We start from the raw sequence: 23,147 nt of genomic DNA on the forward strand, positions 1-23,147 counted from the left end.
TTATGAATATTCAGGTATCAGGTTTCGGTAGCGCTAAGGGTGAATCTGTAGACATGTTTACGTTAACAAATGCGAATAGCATGGAAGTGAAGATTTTAAGCTTTGGTGGAATTATCAAAGAAATCAATCTACCTGATGCCAGTGGCAAGCCAACGCAGTGCGTGCAAACTTTCGACTCCCTTAACGACTATATTGCCGACGAAAGCTACCGCGGCGCAATAGTGGGGCGTTATGCTAATCGTATTGGTAATGGATGCTTCACACTTGACGGACAAGAGTATCGTCTTGACAAAAATAACGGCGAGCATTGCCTTCACGGTGGCAACGCTGGTTTTCACAAGCGCATATGGGAGGCAACCTCTCATTTCGACGACAATGCTGCTTGTTTAGAACTAACGTTACGCAGCGAAGAGGGAGAAGGTGGCTTTCCTGGTAATGTTGTCGTGAAGGCCCGTTATACATTAGACAATAACAACGCCCTAAGACTTACAATACACGCCACTACCGATAAAGCGACGCCTCTTAGTTTTACGCAGCATGCTTATTTTACATTGAGTAACGCAGACTCGGTAGAAAGCACCGTGTTGAAGATAAATGCAAATAAAGTAACAGATGCAGATGCCACACTATTACCTACAGGCGAATTTATTGATGTGAAAAATACGCCATTCGATTTCACTGAGCCCACTGAGATAGGGAATAGAGTTCATAATACGCCAGGCCATAAACTATTTGATATTGTGGGCGGTTACGATCATAACTACGTGCTAAATAATGATGGAAGTGGTCAGGCACAAGCACAGGTATTTGCTGCAGATACAGGGCTAAAAATGCAACTGTTCACCACATTACCGGGCCTACAGTTTTACACCGGCAACCTGAGAAACGATAAGCAAATGGGTGCCCTATGCCTTGAGCCTCAGTATTTTCCAGACTCCCCGAACAAACCTCATTTCCCAAGCTGCATAGCAACACCGGAAAAGCCCGCAAAGATGGAAATTTGTTATGTATTTTCTATGAGTTAGCCAGTAGATATTAGGTGGTGAATGTAGATGTTATTGAAATTAACATTTATTTTTCTTTCTGCGAACATTGATAAATTTCAATCTTTACTATATGATTTTGGGTAAACGTTTAACCTCAAGTGTGCAGTTTATTGTTTTAGAGTAAAAGTGTAGCACTATATTCATATTTAAAGAGAGCGACTATGGCAGGTCCATTCGACCCTTCAAATGATCCACACCGAAGATTTAACCCGTTATTAGGTGAGTGGGTGCTGGTATCGCCTCATCGTGCCAAGCGACCTTGGCAAGGACAGTCTGAAGAGCCTAATAATGAGCAAAAACCGCAGTACGACCCTACGTGTTATTTATGCCCCGGCAATACAAGGGTAAACGGTGAAGTTAATCCTCAGTACACAGGCACCTTTGTTTTTGAGAACGATTTTGCCGCGTTAAAAAAAGACACAGTAGCCGCGAGTGACAAGAAAGGGCTGTTTCAGTTTGAAACCGAGCAAGGCTGTAGCCGCGTTATTTGCTTTTCTCCTGATCACAGCAAAACACTGCCTGAACTGACCGATGAGGAACGTTTGGATGTTGTAGAGTGCTGGAAAGCGCAGACTCAAGAGCTAGGACAACATTATCAATGGGTTCAGGTATTTGAAAATAAAGGTGCAATGATGGGGTGTTCTAATCCTCATCCACACGGCCAAGTGTGGGCGCAGCAGCACTTACCAACAGACCCTGCCAAAAAAGAAGTTCAGCTAAGCGGTTATTTCGCTGAACATGGTCGAGCCCTGTTAGCCGACTACGCACAGCAAGAGATTGCAAAACAGGAAAGAGTTGTTTGTCAAAACGATGATTGGGTGGTAGTAGTGCCCTATTGGGCAGCATGGCCCTTTGAAACATTGTTATTACCTCGCTTTGATGTGTGTGCATTGCACGAGTTAAGCAAAGGACAGTCATTAACTCTTGCACAAATTATTGGCGATATTACCGCGCGCTACGACAACTTATTTGAGACTTCATTCCCTTACTCTATGGGGTGGCATAGTGCTCCGTTTAACTCAAAAGCGCATCCGGAATGGACCTTACATGCTCACTTTTTCCCACCGCTACTGCGTTCAGCCAGTGTGCGAAAATTTATGGTGGGCTATGAGATGATGGCAGAAGCACAGCGTGATTTAACGCCAGAACAAGCTGCAGAAAGATTAAAAGCGCTTTCTAGCAAGCATTATAAGAAACGTGAGATTACGAATGGATAACCAAATATTCTCTTCAAGTTTTGAGCATCATTATGGCGAAGTGCCAGCCCTTATTGCCCATGCACCGGGCAGGGTAAACATTATTGGTGAACACACCGACTATAATGGTGGCTTTGTTTTTCCAGCTGCAATCAACTTCGGTACTTGGGTTGCAGCATCTAAGCGCAGGGACAACACTATTGTTGTAACCGCTACAGATTACGAAGACCAACGAAACCAATTCTCGCTTAACGACATTCAATATGACAAAGAACAGGGCTGGGCAAACTATGTTCGGGGTGTTGTAAAGGTTTTAAAAGAAGATTTTCCTACTGTTGGTGGTGCTAATTTACTGGTAACCGGTAATGTGCCGCAGGGGGCGGGTTTAAGTTCTTCTGCCTCTTTTGAGGTGGCAATTTTAAAAGCGATCAGTTCGCTTTATGAACTTCCGTTAGATGGCGTGAAAGCCGCGCTACTTGGACAAAAAGCTGAAAACACTTTTGTGGGTTGCTCTTGCGGCATTATGGATCAGCTCATCTCGGCTATGGGGAATGAAGGTAAAGCGATGCTGCTCGATTGCCAGTCGCTATCTATTGAGCATTCTCCGCTGCCAAGTACTCATCAAATTGTCATTATCAACTCCAATGTTAAACGCGGTTTGGTAGACAGTGAATACAACCTGCGTCGCGAGCAGTGCGAAAGTGGGGCGTCATTACTTGGTGTATCCTCGCTGCGCGAAGCTACCATCGAAATGTTAGAAGCAGCAAAATCTGACATGCCGGAGGTGGTATATCGCAGAGCAAAACACATTATTACGGAAAACGTTCGCACATTGGCAGCAAGTGATGCACTGAAAGCAGGTGATATTGCCACGGTAAGTAAAGCCATGGCTCAATCTCACGCATCTATGCGAGATGATTTTGAAATTACCGTACCTCCTATCGATTATCTGGTATCAATAATTGATGAGCTATTGGGAAGTTCTGGCGGCGTACGTATGACAGGTGGAGGATTCGGTGGTTGCGTAGTTGCGCTAGTCCCAACGGACAGCGTAGATGCAGTAAAGGAAGTGGTAGATAAAAGCTACTTTGATAAAACTGGTTATCATGCAGACATTTACGTATGTACTGCCACACAAGGTGCGTTTGCTTAATGTAATAATTGGCGTTCTAAAAAATTTATTTGTGCCCCTTGCCGCATCATCTGATTGCGGCTTTTTTGTTTGCCCAGCGAAGCTGGCAAACCCGTCAGGTTGAAAGAAACCTGAATCACCCTGACTGAGGGGAAGATAATCCGAATGGCAAGGGCAGCAATTACGCTAAATAACTATGTGCATGAGCCGTATACGAGGCCCGTATGTACGGTTCTGTGAGAGGGATGAGGCAGTGACGCCTCACCCTACTCGATATTTCTGGTACTATTTATCTCTAGTACTAGATAAGCGTTCAGCTAAGTTCAACACGCCCTAAGATGTGGTACTACGATTTGTGCAGTTAACTTTCTTAGACGTTTGCATAACGCTTTCTTTAATGTCATAAAATGCAACGCCATAAAAACAGCGTCAACAAATATTTTTGCACTCTCTAGGTTTTAAGGCCCTAGTGTTACTCGGGAAATTTTATGAAATTAGCCACCTTAGATATCACCTTGTTTGTGATCTACGTCATCGCGCTTAACGGAATAGCTGCATGGGTTTCCCGAGAGAAAGCGGGACACGAAAAAGATACGAATGACTATTTCTTAGCGGGTTCTAGCTTACCTTGGTGGGCTATCGGCGCGTCACTGATTGCTGCAAATATATCGGCAGAGCAGATTATTGGGATGTCTGGTTCGGGCTATCAGATAGGGCTGGCTATTGCATCTTATGAATGGATGGCTGCCATTACGTTGATAATTGTAGGCAAATTCTTCTTACCTATTTTTTTAAAGCACAAAATTTACACTATGCCTCAGTTCTTGGAGCAGCGCTACGATCACCGCGTGCGCAAGGTCATGGCAATATTTTGGTTAGGGGTATACGTTTTTGTCAACTTAACCGCTGTACTGTGGTTAGGTGCACTTGCTATTAATACTATTGCCGGCGTAGATATGATGTACGGCATGATATTTTTGGGTTTATTTTCTTTAGCATATTCTCTTTACGGCGGATTAAAAGCAGTCGCATTTACAGATATTATTCAAGTGGTACTGCTTGTATTTGGTGGTCTATTTCTCTCTTACACTGCGTTGAATTTAATAAGCGATGGCGCCGGCCCTATTCAAGGATTTATCGACTTAACGCAGCAGTTGCCTGGTAAATTCGATATGATTCTTGCGAGAGACAATCCACACTATATGGACTTACCGGGCATATCTGTTCTTATTGGTGGGATGTGGATAATGAACCTGTCTTATTGGGGATTTAACCAATATATTATTCAGCGAACGCTGGCTGCGAAGAGTCTACAAGAAGCTCAGAAAGGTATTGCGTTTGCTGCCTTTTTGAAACTGCTCATGCCGCTTATTGTTGTGCTGCCCGGTATCGCAGCAGTTATACTGGTTCCAGAGCTTGCTAAACCCGATCAGGCCTATCCCAGTTTGATGACGCTTATGCCTGTTGGCTTGAAAGGAATTATTTTCGCTGCTCTAGTTGCGGCAATAGTTTCGTCTCTTGCTTCTATGACCAATAGCGTTTCAACTATTTTTACTATGGATATATACAAAGATAAGCGTCCTAACGAAACACAGAGCCATTATGTAAAAGTGGGGCGTTCTGTAAGCCTGCTGGCACTTGTTATTGCCATGATCACGGCGAAGCCGCTGCTTGGCAACTTCGATCAAGCCTTCCAATATATCCAAGAATTTACAGGGTTCTTTACTCCGGGTATTTGTGCCCTCTTTATTCTGGGTATGTTCTGGAAGAAAACCACCGCCAATGGTGGTTTGCTAGCAGCTTTGGGGTCCTTTGTTCTCAGTATTGTATTCAGACAGTTTTGGCCCGAACTGCCATTTATAGATCGCGTAGGAATTGTGTTTGTACTGTGTATTGCACTGGCGGTTGTAGTATCTCTTCTAGAGAAGAAAGGCGTGCATGAGAACGCGGTACACTTAGATGAGGTGCAGTTCCATACCACCAGAGGCTTTAACATTGCAGCTATTGCAGTCATTTTCATTCTCATCGCTTTCTATACCGCTTGGTGGTAGGTAGACTGAACAATATGCCGTGCCTGTTAAACCGCACAAAAGATCAGAAGACGGTGTAGAAATATTCTGTTAGCGTTGTTGTACTGAATTAGGGGAATAAAAACTTCATTTTTCCCTATTAAAATACGATATACTACAGGGCTTGAATCAATGAACTTTCGAGCTTGTTGCTGTCGTACTCTTATACAATGCGTAAATAGAATGCATGAAGGCAGTACCTAACAAGGCACAGCGTAATACTATTGAGTAATATGCTGTGCACGTTACTGTAAACAAAAAGCAGCAAGCCAAATAAACACGTTACAGGAGACATCAATGGCAACGAAAGGCGTGAACAAGGTCATTCTTGTAGGAAACCTTGGCAATGATCCTGAAGTTAGATACATGCCGAACGGAAACGCCGTTGCAAACCTAAGTCTTGCAACTAGCGAAAGCTGGAAGGATCAGCAGGGACAACCGCAAGAGCGCACCGAATGGCATCGTTTAACGATGTATCGTCGTTTGGCTGAAATTGCGGGTGAGTACCTAAAGAAAGGTTCGCAGATTTATGTTGAAGGTAAATTGCAAACTCGTAAGTGGCAAGACCAACAGGGTCAAGACAGATACACCACAGAAATTATTGTAGACCAAATGCAAATGCTTGGTGGTCGCGGCGGTGAAGCTGGTGGTGGTAACGGCGGTTACCAACGTCCGCAAAATAACCAGGGCGGTGGATACCAAAACCAGGGCGGTGGCTATAATCAAGCACCAGCTCAGGGCGGTCAGCAACAAGGCGGTTACAACCAAAACCAAGGCGGCGGTTTCAATCAAGCTGCTCCTCAAGGTGGTAATCAGCCTCAGCCAAAAACTCCGCCAATGGCCGAGCCAGACTTTGACTTTGATGACGATATTCCGTTCTAATTCAAGACAAAATATTAAATGTTGAAAAATAATCTTAAAAGCCGCTATTAAGCGGCTTTTTTTTGAATTTTTTTGATACCGATTATCTATGCGGACTGGTATTAACACTGCAAATTGAAACCGCTAGCATGAAACCCTCGCTCGAAACCGAAACGCCTGAAACTCTAAAGCCCAGAGCAATATCATTTACGCTACTCACACTTAGAGCGAACCTCTTCTTTTCACTTCGCTGAAGCTTTTAGCGACTACCCTAGCGTTTAACCTAAGTGTCTACCCGAGGACTTATCTAACTATTTTCACTATTGAGGTTATACGCTTACCTATAAATTCATGGCGTGAAAGTAATTCGCTCAAGGCGTATTTTTACAATATCTCATATAAATAGAGACTTTCTTGCTTGTCGTCACTAATTGAGTAATATATTGTTTTAAACTTGTTTACAAAGATTTAGCATAATATGAAAACGTTATCCCTATTGAGTGTCTTGTGGTGTAGTGCGGGTTTATTGCTCAACTCGGCATCTTTCGCAGCACAAAATGTCTACAAAGACTTCCCAGCTGATGTAATGCCTGAGCTCAGCGAAAGTGGAAAGCTACAGGTAGGGGTTAAAACCATTGATGTTGCATACCCCGAAGCGGCAATGACAATGTCAGGAGAAATGGTAAAGCGTAAGTTAACCCTCGAGGTTTGGTATCCTGCATCAGAGAGCACGGAGCTGGCGATCTATAGCGATGAAACACGTAGCGGTAAGTCTTTTGAAATTCAAGCTGATGCCTATCGCGATGCGCCCATTATGGCGACGGACGAAAACTATCCTATCGTAGTCATCTCTCACGGTTATACCGGCTACCGCACACTAATGCATTATCTTGGCGAGCACTTGGCTTCTCATGGGTATGTGGTTGCCGCCATTGACCATACAGACTCAACAAACAAAGACGTTAATTTTGCAGAAAGTCCTTACAGTGGGTTTCCAAGTACGCTGTTGAATCGCTCGAGAGATCAGGTGTTTACGCTTAATGCGATTTCTCAGCACAACTTCTTTGCCGACGAGGTGGATGAAACTCGCGCAGGAGTGATTGGTTACTCAATGGGCGGATATGGCGCAATGAGCACGGTGGGAGGTTGTTACGCGTTTAACGATACTACGGCTGCCACTTTTACCGGTACACAAGACCCTGCAACAGTGCAGTTGGTCAAAGCGGCCTTAAACACCTGCGCAGGTGGCAAGCCTTCAAGTGATGACACATTACCCGCATGGAAAGCCGCCCTGGCACTGGCACCGTGGGGCGGGCAGCAGCAGTTGTTTGATACAAAGTCGATATCCAATATCAACGTACCGGTGTTGTTTGTAGCCGGAGATAACGACGATATATCAGGCTACGATGGCATTCGTTGGTTGTTTGATCACACAACGCATAAAGATACCAAGTTACTAACCATTAAAAACGCACGTCATAATGTTGCACCTCACCCGGCACCGAAAGAAGCGTATGGCAGTGAGTTCGACTTGGGTAGCTATATAGAGCCCGCATGAGAAGAGCAAAAGCTTAATGCGATTAACGAACACTTTGCCTTAGCGCTAATGAATTGCCATGTAAAAGCCATGCCAGATTATTGCGCATTTTTAGAGGTAACGGGCAGTAGTGACCAGGTACCAAGCGGCGGTGAGACGCCTGCGCCTTGGAAAGGTTTCGATAATCGCTGGGCGTTAGGGTTACATATGGAAGGAAAAGGCGGAAAATAATTCTGTTTTAAAATCTCTTTGTTAGAGAGTTTATTTGTTACCCGCGAAGGGGCTCGACTATGAGCCCCTTTTTTATGCGTTTCTTGTTCGTTTATTTCTTTTGCGAAACGGTAATACCAGTCCGCATAGATAATTCCCAACTCAGCGAGGCTTAAAATGTTCGTAATCGCGGACTGGTATAACTATTGTTACAACTCATTGCTGGAATATTGTTCAGCATAGGTTAATGTAAACAGAGTCGATATAAGCGTAAGCATCAACCTAATATCTAGCACACAATCTATTAAGCCTAGTGTGCAGTAACCATTGCTGTGACAGTGGCTCGACACTATTATTTCCCCAAAAGGAATTGCTATGAAATTGAATTATCCTGCATCGCAACTAGCACGCGCTGCCCTTTTAACAACCATGCTATCAATTACCCCATTGAGCACAACATTCGCAGCTGATAGCTCAGTATCAACGTCGTCTGAGAAAAGTGCAGAGCTTACCAACCTTGAAATGTACGCCAGACAAGGAGACTGGGAGCGTGTTATTGATAAGCTGGAGGACGTAAAAGGAAAAAGTCCAGAGCAATATAATTTGCTGATTTCAGCACTCATGAATACAGATTTAGACGATGCCGAAGAAGTAGCTGAAGAGTTTATAGCAAGCTACAGCAAAGATTATCGTGCCTTTCATACCCATGCCAACGTAATGGGAGCGCAGGCGTCAAACAGTATCTTTTCAGCTTTGGGTTATGCAAAAAAAGCCAAAAGCAGCTTAGAGCAAGCAATTGCTATTGCGCCTGACGAAATTGCGGTTTATCGCGCTCTAATGCAATTTCATTTAGTTGCTCCTTCCATTGCCGGTGGTGATATGGATGAAGCGAAAAAGTTGGCAGAAAAGATCGCCACAATTGATAGCGTAGAAGGCCAATTCGCTTTGGCTAGCTTCTATCTTAAAGACGATAATGAAGACCAAGCACGTGCTATTTACGACGCGCTTGCACAGAATGAGGCCTCGGCCTTACGAGCTAACTTTGAATTCGGCAGTCATTATTTATCTTCTGAAAAATACAGCCACGCTTTTGAAGCGCTGTCGCCACTAATGGAAATGTCGGTAGCAACGGTAGAAAGCAAAGATTCGGCGCAATGGCACGAGTACGAACAGCGCGAAAGCAATTTGCTGTACGGCAAATACCGCCTTGGCCAAGTAGCGTTAAACAGCGACAAATTTACCAATACGGGCATTGCTGCATTAGAGCAGTATATTGATGGCTTCAATACAACGAATATCGATACAGCAGGCCTGCCAAGTGTAAATTGGGCCCAACTGCGACTCGCAGAGCTGCGCTTAAATGCCAATGACATTGAGAAAGCGAAAAGTACGCTGGCGCTTATCAATGGGAGCGAGGGCGAACGTTTTTCAAAAATTCTGAAAGCGTTAAAAAAGAAGATTAAAAAGCGGGCTTAAAGCCGTTTGTTAAGAACAGCCTGAAAGCAGTCAATATCACGTTCAGGCTGTTAGTTTCTTTTCGTTTCTTTTCGTTTTAAACCGCTTTCACTGAATAGATAAGCGCTGTTTCTGGGAAAAGCACGGGTAGTTGCATGCCATACTTCATAAGCACCTCTCCTGTAAACACCTTGCCATCTAGTTGCTGAAGAATGGAAGGGCTATACTCTTTAAGTACTTCAGGCCAAACTCGTTCAACGGTATATTTTTTCTCAGCATCTAGCCCTGCAAAATAAAAACGAGCAGGAGTAGTACGGCGGGTTTCTTGCACACTGTTATAAGCAAAAACACCTTCCTCTTTATTCTTCGACGCATAACCAAACTTAACATTAAGGCCATCATCATCCATACGGAACAAGTCGCCGCCATGCGTGAGATGTCTAATGCGTTTGTAGAGTGAAATGGCATCGGTAAGCACTTTTTCTTCGTGCTCTGTCAGTTCACGTGGGTCCATTTCAATACCCATATGACCAAACATCGCTACTGCAGAACGAATTTCGATGGGTAAGTTTCTACCGGTAATATGGCAGTCGCGCGGGCCTACATGGGCACCCATTACCTCTGATGGGAAAAAGAACGAGCAGCCACGCTGAATATACAGTCTGTCTAACGCGTCATTTGAGTCGGAAGTCCAAAAGCGGTCAGTATGAGGAAGTATGCCTAAGTCGATACGTCCGCCGCCCGAGCAGCAGCTTTCTATTTCAATACCAGGATGGGCTGCTTTAACGCGGTCGATGAGACTATAGAGAGCGGCCATTTGGCCATACATGGCAGGCTTGCCGTGCAGGTTGCCAGGGTGATTAACGTCGCGGTTCATATCCCATTTAATGTAGCTAATTTTAGGGTAGGCGGCGAGTATGTCGGTAATCACCTTAAACAGATATTCAACAACATCGTTGTTGGTCAGGTCGAGTACATACTGATTTCTAAACGGTACGTGGGGGTTGTTTTCGCTTTGTAATGCCCATTCAGGATGATTGCGATATAGGTCGCTATCTGGGTTCACCATTTCAGGTTCAAACCAAATACCAAACTCCATCCCCAACCCCGTTACGTGGTCTATTAACCCGTCGAGCCCTTCTGGATAAATTTCTTCATCTACAAACCAGTCGCCAAGGCCTGCTTTGTCATGACGTCGTCCCTTAAACCAGCCGTCATCCAGCACAAAACGCTCAATCCCCAACGGCGCCACCTTGTCAGCAAGGGCCTTTAAGGTTGCTTCGTCGTGGTCGAAATAAATGCCTTCCCATGTGTTGTAGTGCACAGGACGAGGTTTTGATTCTGCGCTATGGTGTAAAATATTGCTGCGTATAAATTGATGAAATTGCTGTGACAGCGAGGAAAAGCCATCATTGCCATAGCCGGTGTACAAAACGGGAGTGGTATAGCTTTCACCTTTAGAAAGTACTACTTCACCGGGGAATAATAGCTCGCCAAACTGCACATAACTTCTACCATCAGCCATAAGCTCTGCACGCAATTTGTGATTGGCTGATGCACCTAAGTGGTAGCCGTAGCATTCACCCTGCAATTCCCCTGTGCCTTGAGGATAGGCAATTAAACCTGGGAAGGTGTCGTGGGAGGTTTTACCGCGGCGGTTTTCTCTCACGTAACTGCCAAAAAAGAGGTCGTGATCGCTAGTTTGAAACTCTGCTGACCATCTACCTTCAAAGGTTTTAATTTTATTAACAGTGGTTGGAAGCGGCAGGCTTGCAGCATTTAAATAGCTAAGGTGAAGCGCTGTTTGCCCCGTATTCTCAACACGCGAGCAAAAGGACGCTACGGTAGTATTGGCGTCTAAACTCACCGTTGTAATTAGTCGCATACCTCTATGCTCATCTTCACCAATAAACTCTACAGAAGCGTCGTTTTGGATAACATCAACAAGACTAAATCCTGCTGACCATTGATCTTTATCACCTGACACTTCAAGGCCTGGCTGTCCGGTCCATCCTTCACCATGCGTAGGCACCAAGCTGATAGGAGGCTCGATAACCGGTGCACACTTGGCTTCTTGACGGGTGTTTAAAATACTGAGCATTTCAGGTGTTGTGGAATCGCTTAATGGCGCGCCGTAATAGATGGCTTTTGGCATACGACCTTGGCAGTCAAAGATGAGCGTTGCGACATTGTTCTTTAGTGTTACGAATGATGAAAAAGATGACATGTAAACCTCTGCTTTAATCATGTTTAAAACATTGTTGCTGGTTATTTTCGCTCAATAACACAAAGAGAATAGCTAACCCATTCTCTTTGCTATTGAATTGATTAGGCCTGTTGCTTTTCGATGGCGAGGGAGAACTCACTCTTTTGACGAAATATGACTTTATTCACAATAAGTGCAAAAGAAACGCAACCCAAGAGCGTGATGAACATAAGATGGATATAGTGCAAACCAAACGGTGCATAAAAAGGTGACGCTTCAAAACTCACAAATGCATAAAACGCTACCCCGAATAATACCGCCCCAATAGCGGCAAACGCATGCACATTTCTAAACAGTAAACCAACAATGAACACTGATAGAATAGGCATACTCAAAAGGCCGTACAGCTTTTGTACGAGGTTAATAATGCTATCGGCTTGCTGATATACAGGAATAAGTGCAAGAGAGACTAAGCACAAAAGCACTGTCACATAACCGCTTAACTTGGGCACATTAGGTGTTTTATTCACATAGCTTTCGTGAATATCGCAAACATAAAGAGCAGTAGCCGAGTTAAGGTTACTATTAAATGTGGTGAGTACTGCGGCTGCCATAGCTGCGGCGAATACGCCGGAGAGCCAATCGGGTAACACGGTGGCAACTATTCTACCGTAGGCACTGTCGCCGATGTCGCCAAACAGCTTGTATGAAACAATGCCGGGAATAACAATAATTGCCGGTACAATAACTAATCGAATTCCTGCTGCCGCAAAAACGCCTTTTTGTGCCTCTTTTAACGAAGGCGCCGCCATGGCTCTTTGTGTAATAACTTGGTTGGTACCCCAGTAAAACATCTGGATGAAAATCATACCCGTTAGCAGCGTGTGCCAAGGAATAGGCGAGTCGTCATCACCAATTAGTGTGAGACGCTCTTGGGGAATGCCATCGAAGTTATAATCAATGGCTTGTAATGCCAGAATGAGCACCACTACTGCCATAGTAAGTAACAAAACACCGGAATACGTATCTGAAACTGCTACTGCGCGAAGGCCTCCAAATATGGCGTAAAGCGCACCTACTACAACAAATATCACTGCAATATACATTAACGGCAGTTCAACATTGAACATGGATTGCATAAACAATGAGCCAGAATAAATAACCGCAGGACAAAAAATGAGTGCGCTGCCTGCAAAAAATAGAACGCTTATTACGGCTCGAATATGTTTATCGTTATAACGAAGCTCTAAAAGCTCAGTGGTGGTTGTACATTTGAATTTGTAATAAACGGGCAAGAATACTTTGGCTAAAACAAACAACCCCACAACAGCAGAAAACTCCCACAAAGCGAGTAATGCCATTTGATTACCATTCATACCAACGAGCTGGTCGGTACTTAAATTTGTGAGCGTAATACTGCCTGCAATGAAATACCAAGCTAACCCGCCGCCGGCAAGAAAGAGCTCGCGATTCTGACTTTGTGAGTTTCTGTTTTGGCCGCGACAGCTAAGGTAAGTTAAAAAACCAATTAGCGCGGTAACGAAAACAAAGACAGACACTTGAATAGTGCTGGAAAACATTTACTTACTCCTAGATTTCATTACTGCTTGCTGGTCTCGAATTTCACATTATTGATAAAGCGAGAAGGAAACTTAGTGTTGTGAAGGTGGATGGTTCGATTAATTTGAAAAATCGACCCCAATATATTGAAGAGAACAGAAAGTACGCCGGTTTTGTGGAGAGACGAAAGTTCTTCAGACGTTAAGTTTTGCAATCGCTGCTCGTTTAACATTGCCAAACCGCCTACGCGTTGTTGCGTATTGTCTGAGTATTCAATGATCAAATCTGTTGGCTGAATAAGGTTTAATGCTGCAATGTCATTAAGCAATGCGGCAGTTTGCTGCATTGCGGTAACCCGCTCTTTTAACAGCTTTTGTTTATTATCTAAATAAGCCGTTGGTCGGCCACTAGATAGAAACAACGCCTCTCCTTTAGTTGTTGAGACCGCAGGAGAGTCGATATCTAGAACTGTTTGAGGTGCCTCTGGATCTTTTTCAAAATTAAGGGTGAACGGCAAGGTCCGCAAGCTTAATGGAGTAAAGCGAGCAAGCCACGTCCCCTGCGTTTCAAACACATTTTCTTTTGGTGCAAAGCCACACAGCGCAGAAATAGTCCAGCGCTGCTGATTTGCTACTTTACTGAAAAATAGAGGGAATTCACTGGAAGCCTGAACGGCTTCTTTAATTTCCACATTAACAAGATGAAAATTGGAAAATGTTGTCGGTAGACGGCTTTCGTCTACGTAAGTACTACTGTGTTGTTCACTAGATAAAATCTGAAAATTTGGCATTTTTTATTCTCGTTAGCTCGCTAACCACTGCTCAATGTAATTTCTATGATTGGGCAAGCTGCTTAATTTTTGTTGCGTAATGAGTTGGTTTTGCTGAATAACCTTATTGGCTAAATCCCGTTGAGTGTAGAAGTGGGACTGCAAAGAGAAGTCTGGGGAGAACCCCATTCCATACAGAACATATTGATAACTGGCGGCGGGGAAAAGCTCTATTGCTGCGGAAAAGTCAGCAATTTGCGGCCCCCGGTATTTCCAAATTTCCAAATCTTCTTTTAACGAGTCGGGAATAGACGCCGCGTCTCTATTCGCTACCCAATAAGGTTCAGAGCGCTGATTGAAAATGTAATGGAGCTTTAAAAAATCGATAATGCGCTGCCAGCGATACTGCATTTGCTTATTAAAGCGCTGACTTATTATTGGCATAGCAGAAGCGGGCGTTGGCATTTGTTCGGCAATATAGCGAGCAGAAATCTCGATTAACATGAGCGCTGTGGCTTCTAAAGGCTCTACAAACCCTGCAGATAATCCCACACCAATACAGTTGCCCTTCCAAATCTGCTTTTTATAGCCGGAATCGAAGCGTATCACGCGAGGCGTTAGCTCACCTTTGTCGTCTCCTACATAACGGCGCAACAACTCTTCTGCACGTTCGTCTGTCGTAAAGTCTGTAGAGTCGACATGGCCTACGCCACGTCGAGAGGATAGCCCTATATCCCAAATCCAACCTGCTTCTTGGGCGGTGGCTTGAGTATAAGGTTTGATTTCGAAGTCACCGTTATAGGGTACGTGCAGTGCTAAAGCGGAATTGTTAAATAGTGTATCGTTGGCAGACACTACAGGCTCACTTAGTGCTTCGCCCAAAAGCATTGAGCGAAAACCAGAACAATCTACAAACAGATCAGCTTCTAAAATACTATTATCGTTTAGCGTAATGCTCTCAATGCATTGTTTTGAAGACGTTTCTACTTGTTCTACTGTGGCTACTTTGTGAGTGACGCCCAGTTCTTCTTTACAGAATGTTTTCAGCATATCGGCAAATGCGCCGGCGTCTAAATGATAGGCATAGTTTGATTGTGCACTACTATATTCTTCTTCATTGAGAGTACGCGGTGCCATGTTTTGTTCGCAGACATGCTGCTGAAAATTAGTGGAGTTGGCAAATTCAGAAATATTGTCGATATACGGAGCCATTTCTACGCGGCCGTAACCCAGAGGTACAGTAAACGGGTGGTAATAAAAATCGCCGTCTCCATTAACCCAATTAACAAACTTCCCACCTTGTTTAAACGCGGCAGAACATTTTCTAAATACTTCTTTTTCCGAAAGCCCGATATCTTTGAGCGTATTTCGCATGGTAGGCCAGGTTCCTTCACCTACGCCTACTGTGGGGATGTCGCTAGACTCAACCAGCGTTATATCTAATCCACATTGCCCTTTTGCTATTTTATGTTTAGCAGCAACGATGGCCGCAGTTAACCAACCAGCCGTTCCACCGCCAACAATAACGATACGTTGTTTTGATGATGTGTTAGTTGAATTATTCATAGGAGACGATTGCCATTGTTTTACTACATTTATTCACAAACTTACTCGTTTTCCAACAAGCTTGTGAATAAAAGGCAGGGTTCTCACCCTGCCAACACACACACGCTTTAGAATGAACCTCTAATACCTACCGCGTAACGAGAGCCGTTATCTTCGATAGAGTAAATTTGGTCAGGGAAACGACCCACTTGCGTTAATTCTTCTTCGGTTACGTTAATACCCTCAAAGAATACAGTGAAGTTTTCGTTGATATCGTAGCTTGCACTCACATCCCACTGTCCGTAAGTTTCAGTAGTAACAGGTTCTCCTGTTGCACCGCCTACAGATGTGTTGTCTAGCGCAAATAAGAACGACTCACGATTGTTGAATGCCACTCGCGCTTGGAAGGCATCACGCTCATAGAAAACAATTAAGTTTTGAGAGTCACCAAGCCCGGGTAAAGCAAACGTTTGTGATGTATCGCCGCTTACCGCTGCGTCACTGTTTACAACGGTGGCATTAGCTGTGATACCAAAGCCGTTGTCCCAAACGTGCGTAAGTGCAACTTCGTAACCGTTAACCGTTGCAGTTTCACCGTTTTGTGGACGAGTTACAGTGTAAACTTCGCTTTCACCGTTCAATTCTTCCGTATCGGCCACAACATCACGGTCTGGGTTTTGTGGGTCTAGTGAAAGACCTTCAGCACAGTTCGTTTCGGCACAACGATATCCATCTACCGCACTTCTGTCGGTCATTGAATAGGTTTCATTGCCAGACAGTGTCACGATAAAGTTCTGAACGTCTTTACTAAAGAAAGCGAACGAGAAAACAGAGTCATCGCTGTAATACCACTCAAACGACAGATCCCAGTTTTCTGCTTCAAATGGTTGCAACGACGGGTTACCACCATTCGCTTGCAAGTTTTGTCGACGTGGTTCGCCAAAGGTTGTTGCTGGAGACATTTGCGCCATGGTTGGACGAGTAAGCGAGTCGTAGCGCGAGAAGCGCACTAACATATCTTCCTGTACTTCTAGCTTAACGTTTAGGCTAGGAAGCAGGTTAGAGTATGAGGATGTACCTGTAATATCGTCAGCTGGAGCAAATCGGTTTGCAAACAACGTTAAATCGGCGGTGGGCACGATATCAGAAACAAAAGCTTGTACCGCAGATACAGCTACACTTGTTTCTTCATAACGTGCGCCAAAGTTCATGGTTAGTGGCATATCACCAAGTTCGTAACCAAACTCAAACTGAGCATATAGCGCCGTTACATCTTCTTCAATGTTGTAGTAGTTAGGTTGAAGCGTTGGGATAACCGGAGCGCCTTGTGACGCTAGGTAGTCTAGATAAGCATCACCATCATAGGTGTACCACGTATCAATTAACCCACTGAAATAGTTATTGGCAGTGAATGGGCGAATGTTAAGCTCGTCCACAGGCGCTGGCGTACCGTATCCGCAAAAAGCACACTGAGATGCAAATTCTTGGAACACGTACTTTTCACGTTCTGAGCGCAGGATACCAAAGTCCGCTCTGCGAAAAACATCAGAGTCTGAGAGGTATGTGAAGTCTGCTTTATATTCAACAACATCATCTTCAGACGCTTGAGTGTTACCCAAATCGTTATAGTGCAAACGAGTTAGTGAAATATCAGGAAGTTGGCCATTGCCGAAACCGTCGTGAATAACTGTTGGCGTGCTGCCCGTTCCATCGAAAGAGTAGTTGTTAATAATGCCAATTACGTTAAAGCGACCTTCACCCGCGATATCGTTTTCAGCAGAAGAACTTTGCACGTCAAATTCTGCAGACAATGCATCATTAATTTGCCAATCAATATTTAAGCCGAAGCCTTGACTGGTTACATCACGTACTCCGCGAGATGACGAAACGAAGTCAGAAGCTGGATTGCCACTACCTTGGTGTAAGTCTATTTCTTGGGTGAATTGAATCGCGGTACCGTTATCGGAAATTTGAGCCGAGCCCACGCGGTCAGGTTCAAACCATGAAGCAAGATCGGTTACTTGCGAGTCAACTTCAAACTTAGACACAAAACCATCTAACGTAATGGTTACGTCATCTGAAGGCGCATACTGTGCAACAAGCGACACGTTTGTGCGTGTTCTATCTTGCTGATCGACAATTTGATCCCAGTTGCGTGGGAGGTATACGTTATCAGCAATGATACCGTCGTTGCGATTTGAAAGCGTTAATCCTGGACGCCAACCGGCTGTTTGAATGCGGTTTATTTGAACTTGGCGTTCTTGATGTGAAGCGGCTAGCAATAAACCAACTTTGTCGTCGGCAAAGGTGTTACTTACCAAGAAAGACGCTTGTGGAGCGGTCTCTTCAGATAGGCTTTCATACATTCCTTTTACGCTGCCAACGGCCTGAAAACCGTCATAGTCAAATGGACGCGCTGTCGTAATGTTAATCGTTGAACCAATGCCACCAGACTGTAAATTGGCAACCGCACTTTTATAAATGTTTGCGCCAGTAATTTGGTCGGCAGCAAGAACGTCGAAGTTAAACGCACGACCGGCTGAGTCTGTTGCCAACTGACGTCCATTTACCAGCACCGTATTAAATTGTGGACCAAAACCACGTACAGTAACCTGCTGACCCTCACCGCCGTTACGGTCGATTGAAACACCAGTGATACGCTGCAGCGACTCTGCCACATTCAAATCTGGAAATTTACCTAGGTCTTCTGCGGCAATACCGTCTGACACAGCAAGGTTTTCTTTCTTGTTGGCCATGGCGCGCTTTAAGCTGCTAACGATGCCGCGAACTTCAATAATTTCAACAGGTGCATCGTTTACATTTTGCGTCTCAGAATCTTGCGATAATGCAACGGGCGAGTGCAGCGCAGATGCAACGGCAACACCTAGTAGGGTGCGTCTAGCAACTGGTCCGTATTGTGATGTGCTTTTTTTATGTATCACTGTGTTTTCTCCGTGGGTAGGCTACGTTTAACGTATTTTTCACTCAAATTACGTCTAGATGTGCGCCTTTCAAGCTTTTTAACATTACTTTTACACATTGAGTGTTATATTTTTCTAATTTTAATTTTGTAACATTATGAAAAATATACGCTAATTCTAAAAAGGTAAAAGGTGAAACGTTTACCTTGTTTTCAATACCAGCACAAAAAGACAATGTAATTACAATGTTATAAAAACTTTTTTTGCATAAAAAAAGAGCATTTTATTACAACGTCTTATTAACATTTGGAAAAATAAGGAGTTTTAGTTGCACCGAATGCGCTCTACTGCTTCTTTCCATCCGCCGTAAGCTTGATCACGCTCTGCTTTTGACAATCGAGGAGTGAACACTCTATCGCTTGTCCAACAATGAGTAAGCTCATCAATAGATGAAAAAATACCGTGTTGAAGACCGGCTAGAAATGCTGCACCAAGCGCCGTAGTTTCAGTAACGTCAGGCCTTTCTACTTCTGCGCCTAATATGTCTGACAAAAAGCCCATAACCCAATCATTTTGCGACATACCGCCATCTACACGGATGTTTGTTGGCCTTGCACCATCGCTTTCCATTGCCTTTTGAAGGTCTTTGGTTTGATAACAAACCGATTGCAATCCGGCTGCCACAATTTCGCTTATACCAGTGTCTCTTGTGAGCCCTAAGATAGCGCCACGTGCATCAGGATCCCAGTACGGAGCGCCTAAACCAGTAAAGGCAGGAACTAAAAATACACCGTTATCCTGTCTTGCTCGTTGTGCTAATGCTTCTGATTCTGCCGCATCACTGATGAGTTTTAGGCCGTCTCGCAACCACTGAACAGTGGCTCCGGCCATAAAAATGCTGCCTTCTAGTGCATAGGTGGTTTCGCCGTTAATTCTGTATCCCACAGTGGTCAGTAATCTGTTTTTAGACTGAAGTGGCTTGCTGCCTGTATTCAAGATCATGAAGCAACCAGTCCCATAGGTACTTTTTGCCATGCCTTTTTCAAAACAGGCTTGCCCTACAAGTGCTGCTTGTTGGTCGCCTGCTACGCCTTCAATAGGTATGGCGCACCCTATAATACTTGCATCAATAACACCGTAGTCATCGGCACAATCCATCACAGTGGGCAGCATATTTGCAGGGATATTAAACTGCTTAAGCAAACGCTCATCCCACTGTTGCTCATTTATATCAAAAAGCATAGTGCGAGAGGCATTAGTGGCATCTGTCTTGTGCGACTTGCCGTTGGTTAATCGCCAGATAAGAAAGCTATCTACAGTACCAAACAGCAGCTCTCCGTTTTCGGCTTGCTGTCTAGCGCCATCCACATTGTCTAAAATCCATGCTACTTTTGTTGCTGAAAAATAGGGGTCAAGAAGAAGCCCTGTAGAGGTGTTAATGTAGGAAACAAACTCTTCATCTTTGCTGAGTTCTCGACATTGTTGAGCTGTTCTCCTGTCTTGCCATACAATTGCAGGATAGACAGTTTTACCTGTATTCTTGTTCCATACCAACGTTGTTTCGCGTTGGTTAGTGATACCAATTGACGCTATGTCGGAGGGCGCTAACGAACATTTGTTGAAAACTTCTTTGAGAGTAAAGAGAACGCTTTCCCAGATTTCCTCTGGATCGTGTTCTACCCAACCGTCTTTCGGGTATTTCTGAGAAAACTCTTGTTGAGCAACGGCGACTATTTTGCCATTAGGTGAAAAGATAATGCTTCTAGAACTTGTTGTGCCTTGATCGATGGCAAGAATATGTTGGCTCATGCTGTCACCTCTACAATATTATTTTCATAGAGTTTGCATCATTTACACCTATTTAACAATGCCGTATTTTCGAAAACGAACATTTGAATGTTCGAACGAACGTGTGCACTTGCGTCATTTGCACGTATACTGTTAGCGTAATTGTTCTGAGTTAACACCTAGCGCTAACAATGCTGAATGGTCACCAAGGTAAGAAATGAATCAAACGCAACGACATGAAAAAATAATAGCCCTTATAAAGCAGCATGGCTTCATGTCGATTGATGATCTGGTTTCTACCTGTGACGTCACTCCACAAACGATTCGACGAGATTTAAACCAGCTTGCGAATACTGGCGTTATAAGCCGTTACCATGGTGGCGCTGGCTTAAACCGAAGTTGGGAAAATACGCCTTACCAAGAACGTAAAACGCAAAACAGCGATGTTAAAGAGAAAATCGCTAACGCAGTGGCCGCTATGATCCCCGACGGCGCATCTTTGTTTATCAATATAGGCACCACAACAGAGCTAATTGCAACGAAGCTACTTAACCACAGTAATTTGCATGTGGTAACGAACAATATTCACGTGGCGACCATCTTGTCAGCAAAAGAAGATTTCTCGGTAATTATTGCGGCCGGTGAAGTACGCTACAGAGATGGCGGTATTATTGGCGAGGCAACGTGTGACTTTATCAGCCAGTTCAGAATGGATTATGGCATCATTGGTATCAGCGGTATCAGTGCCGACGGCGCGCTTCTCGATTTTGATTTTCGTGAGGTAAAGGTTTCTCAAGCCATACTAGAGCATACACAACACGTTATTTTAGCTGCCGACTACAGCAAGTTTGAACGGCGCGCTATGGTAGAGCAGGGCCACATTTCGCAAGTAGACTGCCTGGTATGCGACCAACCCCCCCCTGCATCAATTAAAAAAATCATCAAAGAAAACAATATCAAGTTTGTTCAAGCTTAGGCACATCAAAGCCTGCTACCCTCTTGCCCATTTTATCCATAACTTGCACCTCTAAATGTATTACTGCGGCTGCTCGCCACACATAAACTGTTAATTAGCATTTATAAATATAAGTGCCATTAGAGTTGGTGATTTGTATCTTAAATTTTGTTTTTTAATTTTCGTTTATGTTCGTTTTTGTTGACATGAGTTCTTTTTGGTTGTCAAATAACCAAATAAATAGTGTGTCACTAAGGGGCAGATAATGGAAAAAAGTATGCAAGATAGCAGCGTAGTTGATGTGCTTGTTGTTGGAGGCGGTGTTAACGGCGTTGGCGTGGCTTTAGATGCGGCAGGGCGAGGGTTATCTGTCACCTTGTGTGAGAATGGCGATCTGGCTGGTGCAACATCATCGTCTAGCAGTAAGCTTATCCATGGCGGCCTCAGATATTTAGAGCATTACGAATTTCGACTCGTTAAAGAGGCACTGGCCGAGCGTGAGGTATTGCTTCAAAAAGCCCCACATATTATGTGGCCATTGCGTTTTCGCTTACCTCACCAAAAGCATTTGCGTCCAGCTTGGATGATAAGAATTGGGCTATTCCTCTACGACTCGCTGGCCAAGCGGAATATGCTGCCTCGTTCAAAAAGGGTAAAAACCTCCAGTGAAAGTCCATTAGTTAGCGACATTTCAACCTGCTTTGAGTATTCAGATGGCTGGGTTGATGATGCGCGCTTAGTTGTTCTTAATGCATTAGCAGCAAAAGACCAAGGTGCTACTATCCGCACCAGAACAGAGTGCATAAGCGCTGAGAAAGAAGCTGCATTGTGGAAGGTGACTTTACGTGATCATGAAGGTAAAACGTTTATAGTAAAGGCGAAATCTATTGTCAATGCCACGGGGCCATGGGCTGTTTCATTCCTTGATAGATTGGTAGATGTGAAAAATCCAAATGCTATGCGCATGGTAAAAGGCAGCCACTTTGTTGTTCCAAAACTCTATGACACCGATGAAGCTTATATTTTACAAAATAAAGATGGTCGCATTGTTTTTGTTATTCCTTACGAAGACGACTTCAGCTTAGTGGGTACAACGGATGAAGACTTCCAAGGAGACCCTCTAGATGCTGCTATCTCTGATGATGAAACCCGTTATCTTATAGACGTAGTCAACACTTATTTTAAAACCAAGATAAGCACAGAAGATATAGTGCACAGTTATAGTGGTGTAAGACCGTTACTAGAAGAAAAGAATGCCTCGGCACAAGAGCTCACAAGAGACTATAAAGTAGAGCTTAAGGGTGAAGTAGGAGAGCCAGTCTTACTCAACATCTTTGGCGGGAAAATTACTACTTACAGAAAGCTGGCAGAACATGCTGTAGACAAGCTTGTGTCATGCTTTCCGCGAGCAAAAAAGGCATGGACAAGAGAAGCTCCGCTTCCCGGAGGTGCGTTTTCTGATAAGGCGTCATTGTCAGCCGAGTTAAAAAGCAGCTATCCGTGGTTACCAGAAAGCGTTATTCAGCGCTATGTGCGCCAGTACGGTTTGCTTTGCCATAAATTTTTAACCGGCGCGTCAGGTTTGAATGATTTAGGGCAAGATTTTGGAGCCCAGTTATTTGAAGCAGAAATAGACTATTTGATAGAGCACGAATGGGCGCTAACAATTGAAGACGTTTTGTGGCGCAGAACTAAGCACGGTTTACGCTTGAATGATATTCAAAAAGAATCTCTGTCTAATTACATAGAATACAAAGTAAAGGCGATTAAGCAACTTGTTGATATAAGAGCAACTGCATAACGGTGTCATGCAGCGCTTTATCTTTTTGAAAAAGCGGCCGATAATCTCAAAGAGTGTGCATCATTAGCTTGCGCATCTTTGATGACTATTGGACAA

General features: G+C 44.1%; 16 protein-coding genes. 10 read left to right on the forward strand and 6 right to left on the reverse strand.

Going from position 1 to position 23,147, the window contains the following annotated elements:
- Positions 1-2 precede the first annotated feature (2 nt).
- The 8 genes from BM528_RS01100 to BM528_RS01130 all read left to right on the forward strand — a co-directional run bounded on the left by BM528_RS01100 (position 3) and on the right by BM528_RS01130 (position 9,527).
- Positions 3-1,025, forward strand: coding sequence for an aldose epimerase family protein (locus tag BM528_RS01100; RefSeq protein WP_071978312.1), 1,023 nt, complete (start codon positions 3-5; stop codon positions 1,023-1,025).
- A gap of 182 nt (positions 1,026-1,207) precedes the next feature.
- The gene (locus tag BM528_RS01105; protein WP_071978313.1) at positions 1,208-2,263 is read left to right on the forward strand and encodes a UDP-glucose--hexose-1-phosphate uridylyltransferase; all 1,056 of its coding nucleotides are present in this window, start codon (positions 1,208-1,210) and stop codon (positions 2,261-2,263) included.
- Positions 2,256-3,395 (forward strand): galactokinase, encoded by a 1,140-nt coding sequence (galK, locus tag BM528_RS01110; protein WP_071978314.1) that lies wholly within the window; start codon positions 2,256-2,258, stop codon positions 3,393-3,395. The genes BM528_RS01105 and galK overlap by 8 nt, the downstream gene beginning before the upstream one ends.
- Positions 3,396-3,862: 467 nt before the next feature.
- Positions 3,863-5,425: a sodium/sugar symporter gene (locus BM528_RS01115; RefSeq protein WP_071978315.1), complete on the forward strand. Its 1,563-nt coding sequence runs from the start codon at positions 3,863-3,865 to the stop codon at positions 5,423-5,425.
- Between the two features lie 315 nt (positions 5,426-5,740).
- Entirely contained in the window at positions 5,741-6,325 is a 585-nt protein-coding gene (locus BM528_RS01120) for a single-stranded DNA-binding protein (RefSeq protein WP_071978316.1), read from the forward strand.
- A gap of 457 nt (positions 6,326-6,782) precedes the next feature.
- Positions 6,783-7,862 (forward strand): alpha/beta hydrolase family protein, encoded by a 1,080-nt coding sequence (locus BM528_RS01125; protein WP_232230541.1) that lies wholly within the window; start codon positions 6,783-6,785, stop codon positions 7,860-7,862.
- 69 nt (positions 7,863-7,931) lie between these two features.
- On the forward strand, positions 7,932-8,072 hold the full coding sequence (locus BM528_RS18695; protein ID WP_232230542.1) for a hypothetical protein: 141 nt from the start codon (positions 7,932-7,934) through the stop codon (positions 8,070-8,072).
- A 354-nt stretch (positions 8,073-8,426) separates the two neighbouring features.
- Complete coding sequence (locus tag BM528_RS01130; protein ID WP_071978317.1) at positions 8,427-9,527, forward strand: tetratricopeptide repeat protein; 1,101 nt, start codon at positions 8,427-8,429, stop codon at positions 9,525-9,527.
- 76 nt (positions 9,528-9,603) lie between these two features.
- Here the strand turns inward: BM528_RS01130 and BM528_RS01135 are convergent, their stop codons facing one another.
- The 6 genes from BM528_RS01135 to glpK all read right to left on the reverse strand — a co-directional run bounded on the left by BM528_RS01135 (position 9,604) and on the right by glpK (position 20,316).
- Positions 9,604-11,733 carry an alpha-galactosidase gene (locus BM528_RS01135; protein ID WP_071978318.1) on the reverse strand — a complete coding sequence of 710 codons (2,130 nt, stop codon included), beginning with the start codon at positions 11,731-11,733 and terminating at the stop codon, positions 9,604-9,606.
- A gap of 101 nt (positions 11,734-11,834) precedes the next feature.
- Positions 11,835-13,292 (reverse strand): SLC5 family protein, encoded by a 1,458-nt coding sequence (locus BM528_RS01140; RefSeq protein ID WP_071978319.1) that lies wholly within the window; start codon positions 13,290-13,292, stop codon positions 11,835-11,837.
- Between the two features lie 20 nt (positions 13,293-13,312).
- Complete coding sequence (locus BM528_RS01145; protein ID WP_071978320.1) at positions 13,313-14,062, reverse strand: SapC family protein; 750 nt, start codon at positions 14,060-14,062, stop codon at positions 13,313-13,315.
- Between the two features lie 12 nt (positions 14,063-14,074).
- Positions 14,075-15,607 carry a tryptophan halogenase family protein gene (locus tag BM528_RS01150; protein ID WP_071978321.1) on the reverse strand — a complete coding sequence of 511 codons (1,533 nt, stop codon included), beginning with the start codon at positions 15,605-15,607 and terminating at the stop codon, positions 14,075-14,077.
- 107 nt (positions 15,608-15,714) lie between these two features.
- Positions 15,715-18,528: a TonB-dependent receptor gene (locus BM528_RS01155; RefSeq protein ID WP_442855894.1), complete on the reverse strand. Its 2,814-nt coding sequence runs from the start codon at positions 18,526-18,528 to the stop codon at positions 15,715-15,717.
- A gap of 303 nt (positions 18,529-18,831) precedes the next feature.
- The gene (gene glpK, locus BM528_RS01160; protein WP_071978322.1) at positions 18,832-20,316 is read right to left on the reverse strand and encodes a glycerol kinase GlpK; all 1,485 of its coding nucleotides are present in this window, start codon (positions 20,314-20,316) and stop codon (positions 18,832-18,834) included.
- 196 nt (positions 20,317-20,512) lie between these two features.
- Here glpK and BM528_RS01165 point away from each other — a divergent pair, with 196 nt between their 5' ends.
- Both BM528_RS01165 and glpD read left to right on the forward strand, forming a co-directional pair.
- Positions 20,513-21,271 carry a DeoR/GlpR family transcriptional regulator gene (locus tag BM528_RS01165; protein ID WP_071978323.1) on the forward strand — a complete coding sequence of 253 codons (759 nt, stop codon included), beginning with the start codon at positions 20,513-20,515 and terminating at the stop codon, positions 21,269-21,271.
- Between the two features lie 244 nt (positions 21,272-21,515).
- A complete protein-coding gene (gene glpD / locus BM528_RS01170; protein WP_071978324.1) occupies positions 21,516-23,051 on the forward strand; it encodes a glycerol-3-phosphate dehydrogenase in 1,536 nt (511 codons plus the stop codon).
- The last annotated feature ends 96 nt before the right edge of the window (positions 23,052-23,147 follow it).

Origin of the sequence: Alteromonas sp. RW2A1 (genome assembly GCF_001886475.1) — a bacterium.
Classification (GTDB): Bacteria; Pseudomonadota; Gammaproteobacteria; order Enterobacterales; family Alteromonadaceae; genus Alteromonas; species Alteromonas hispanica.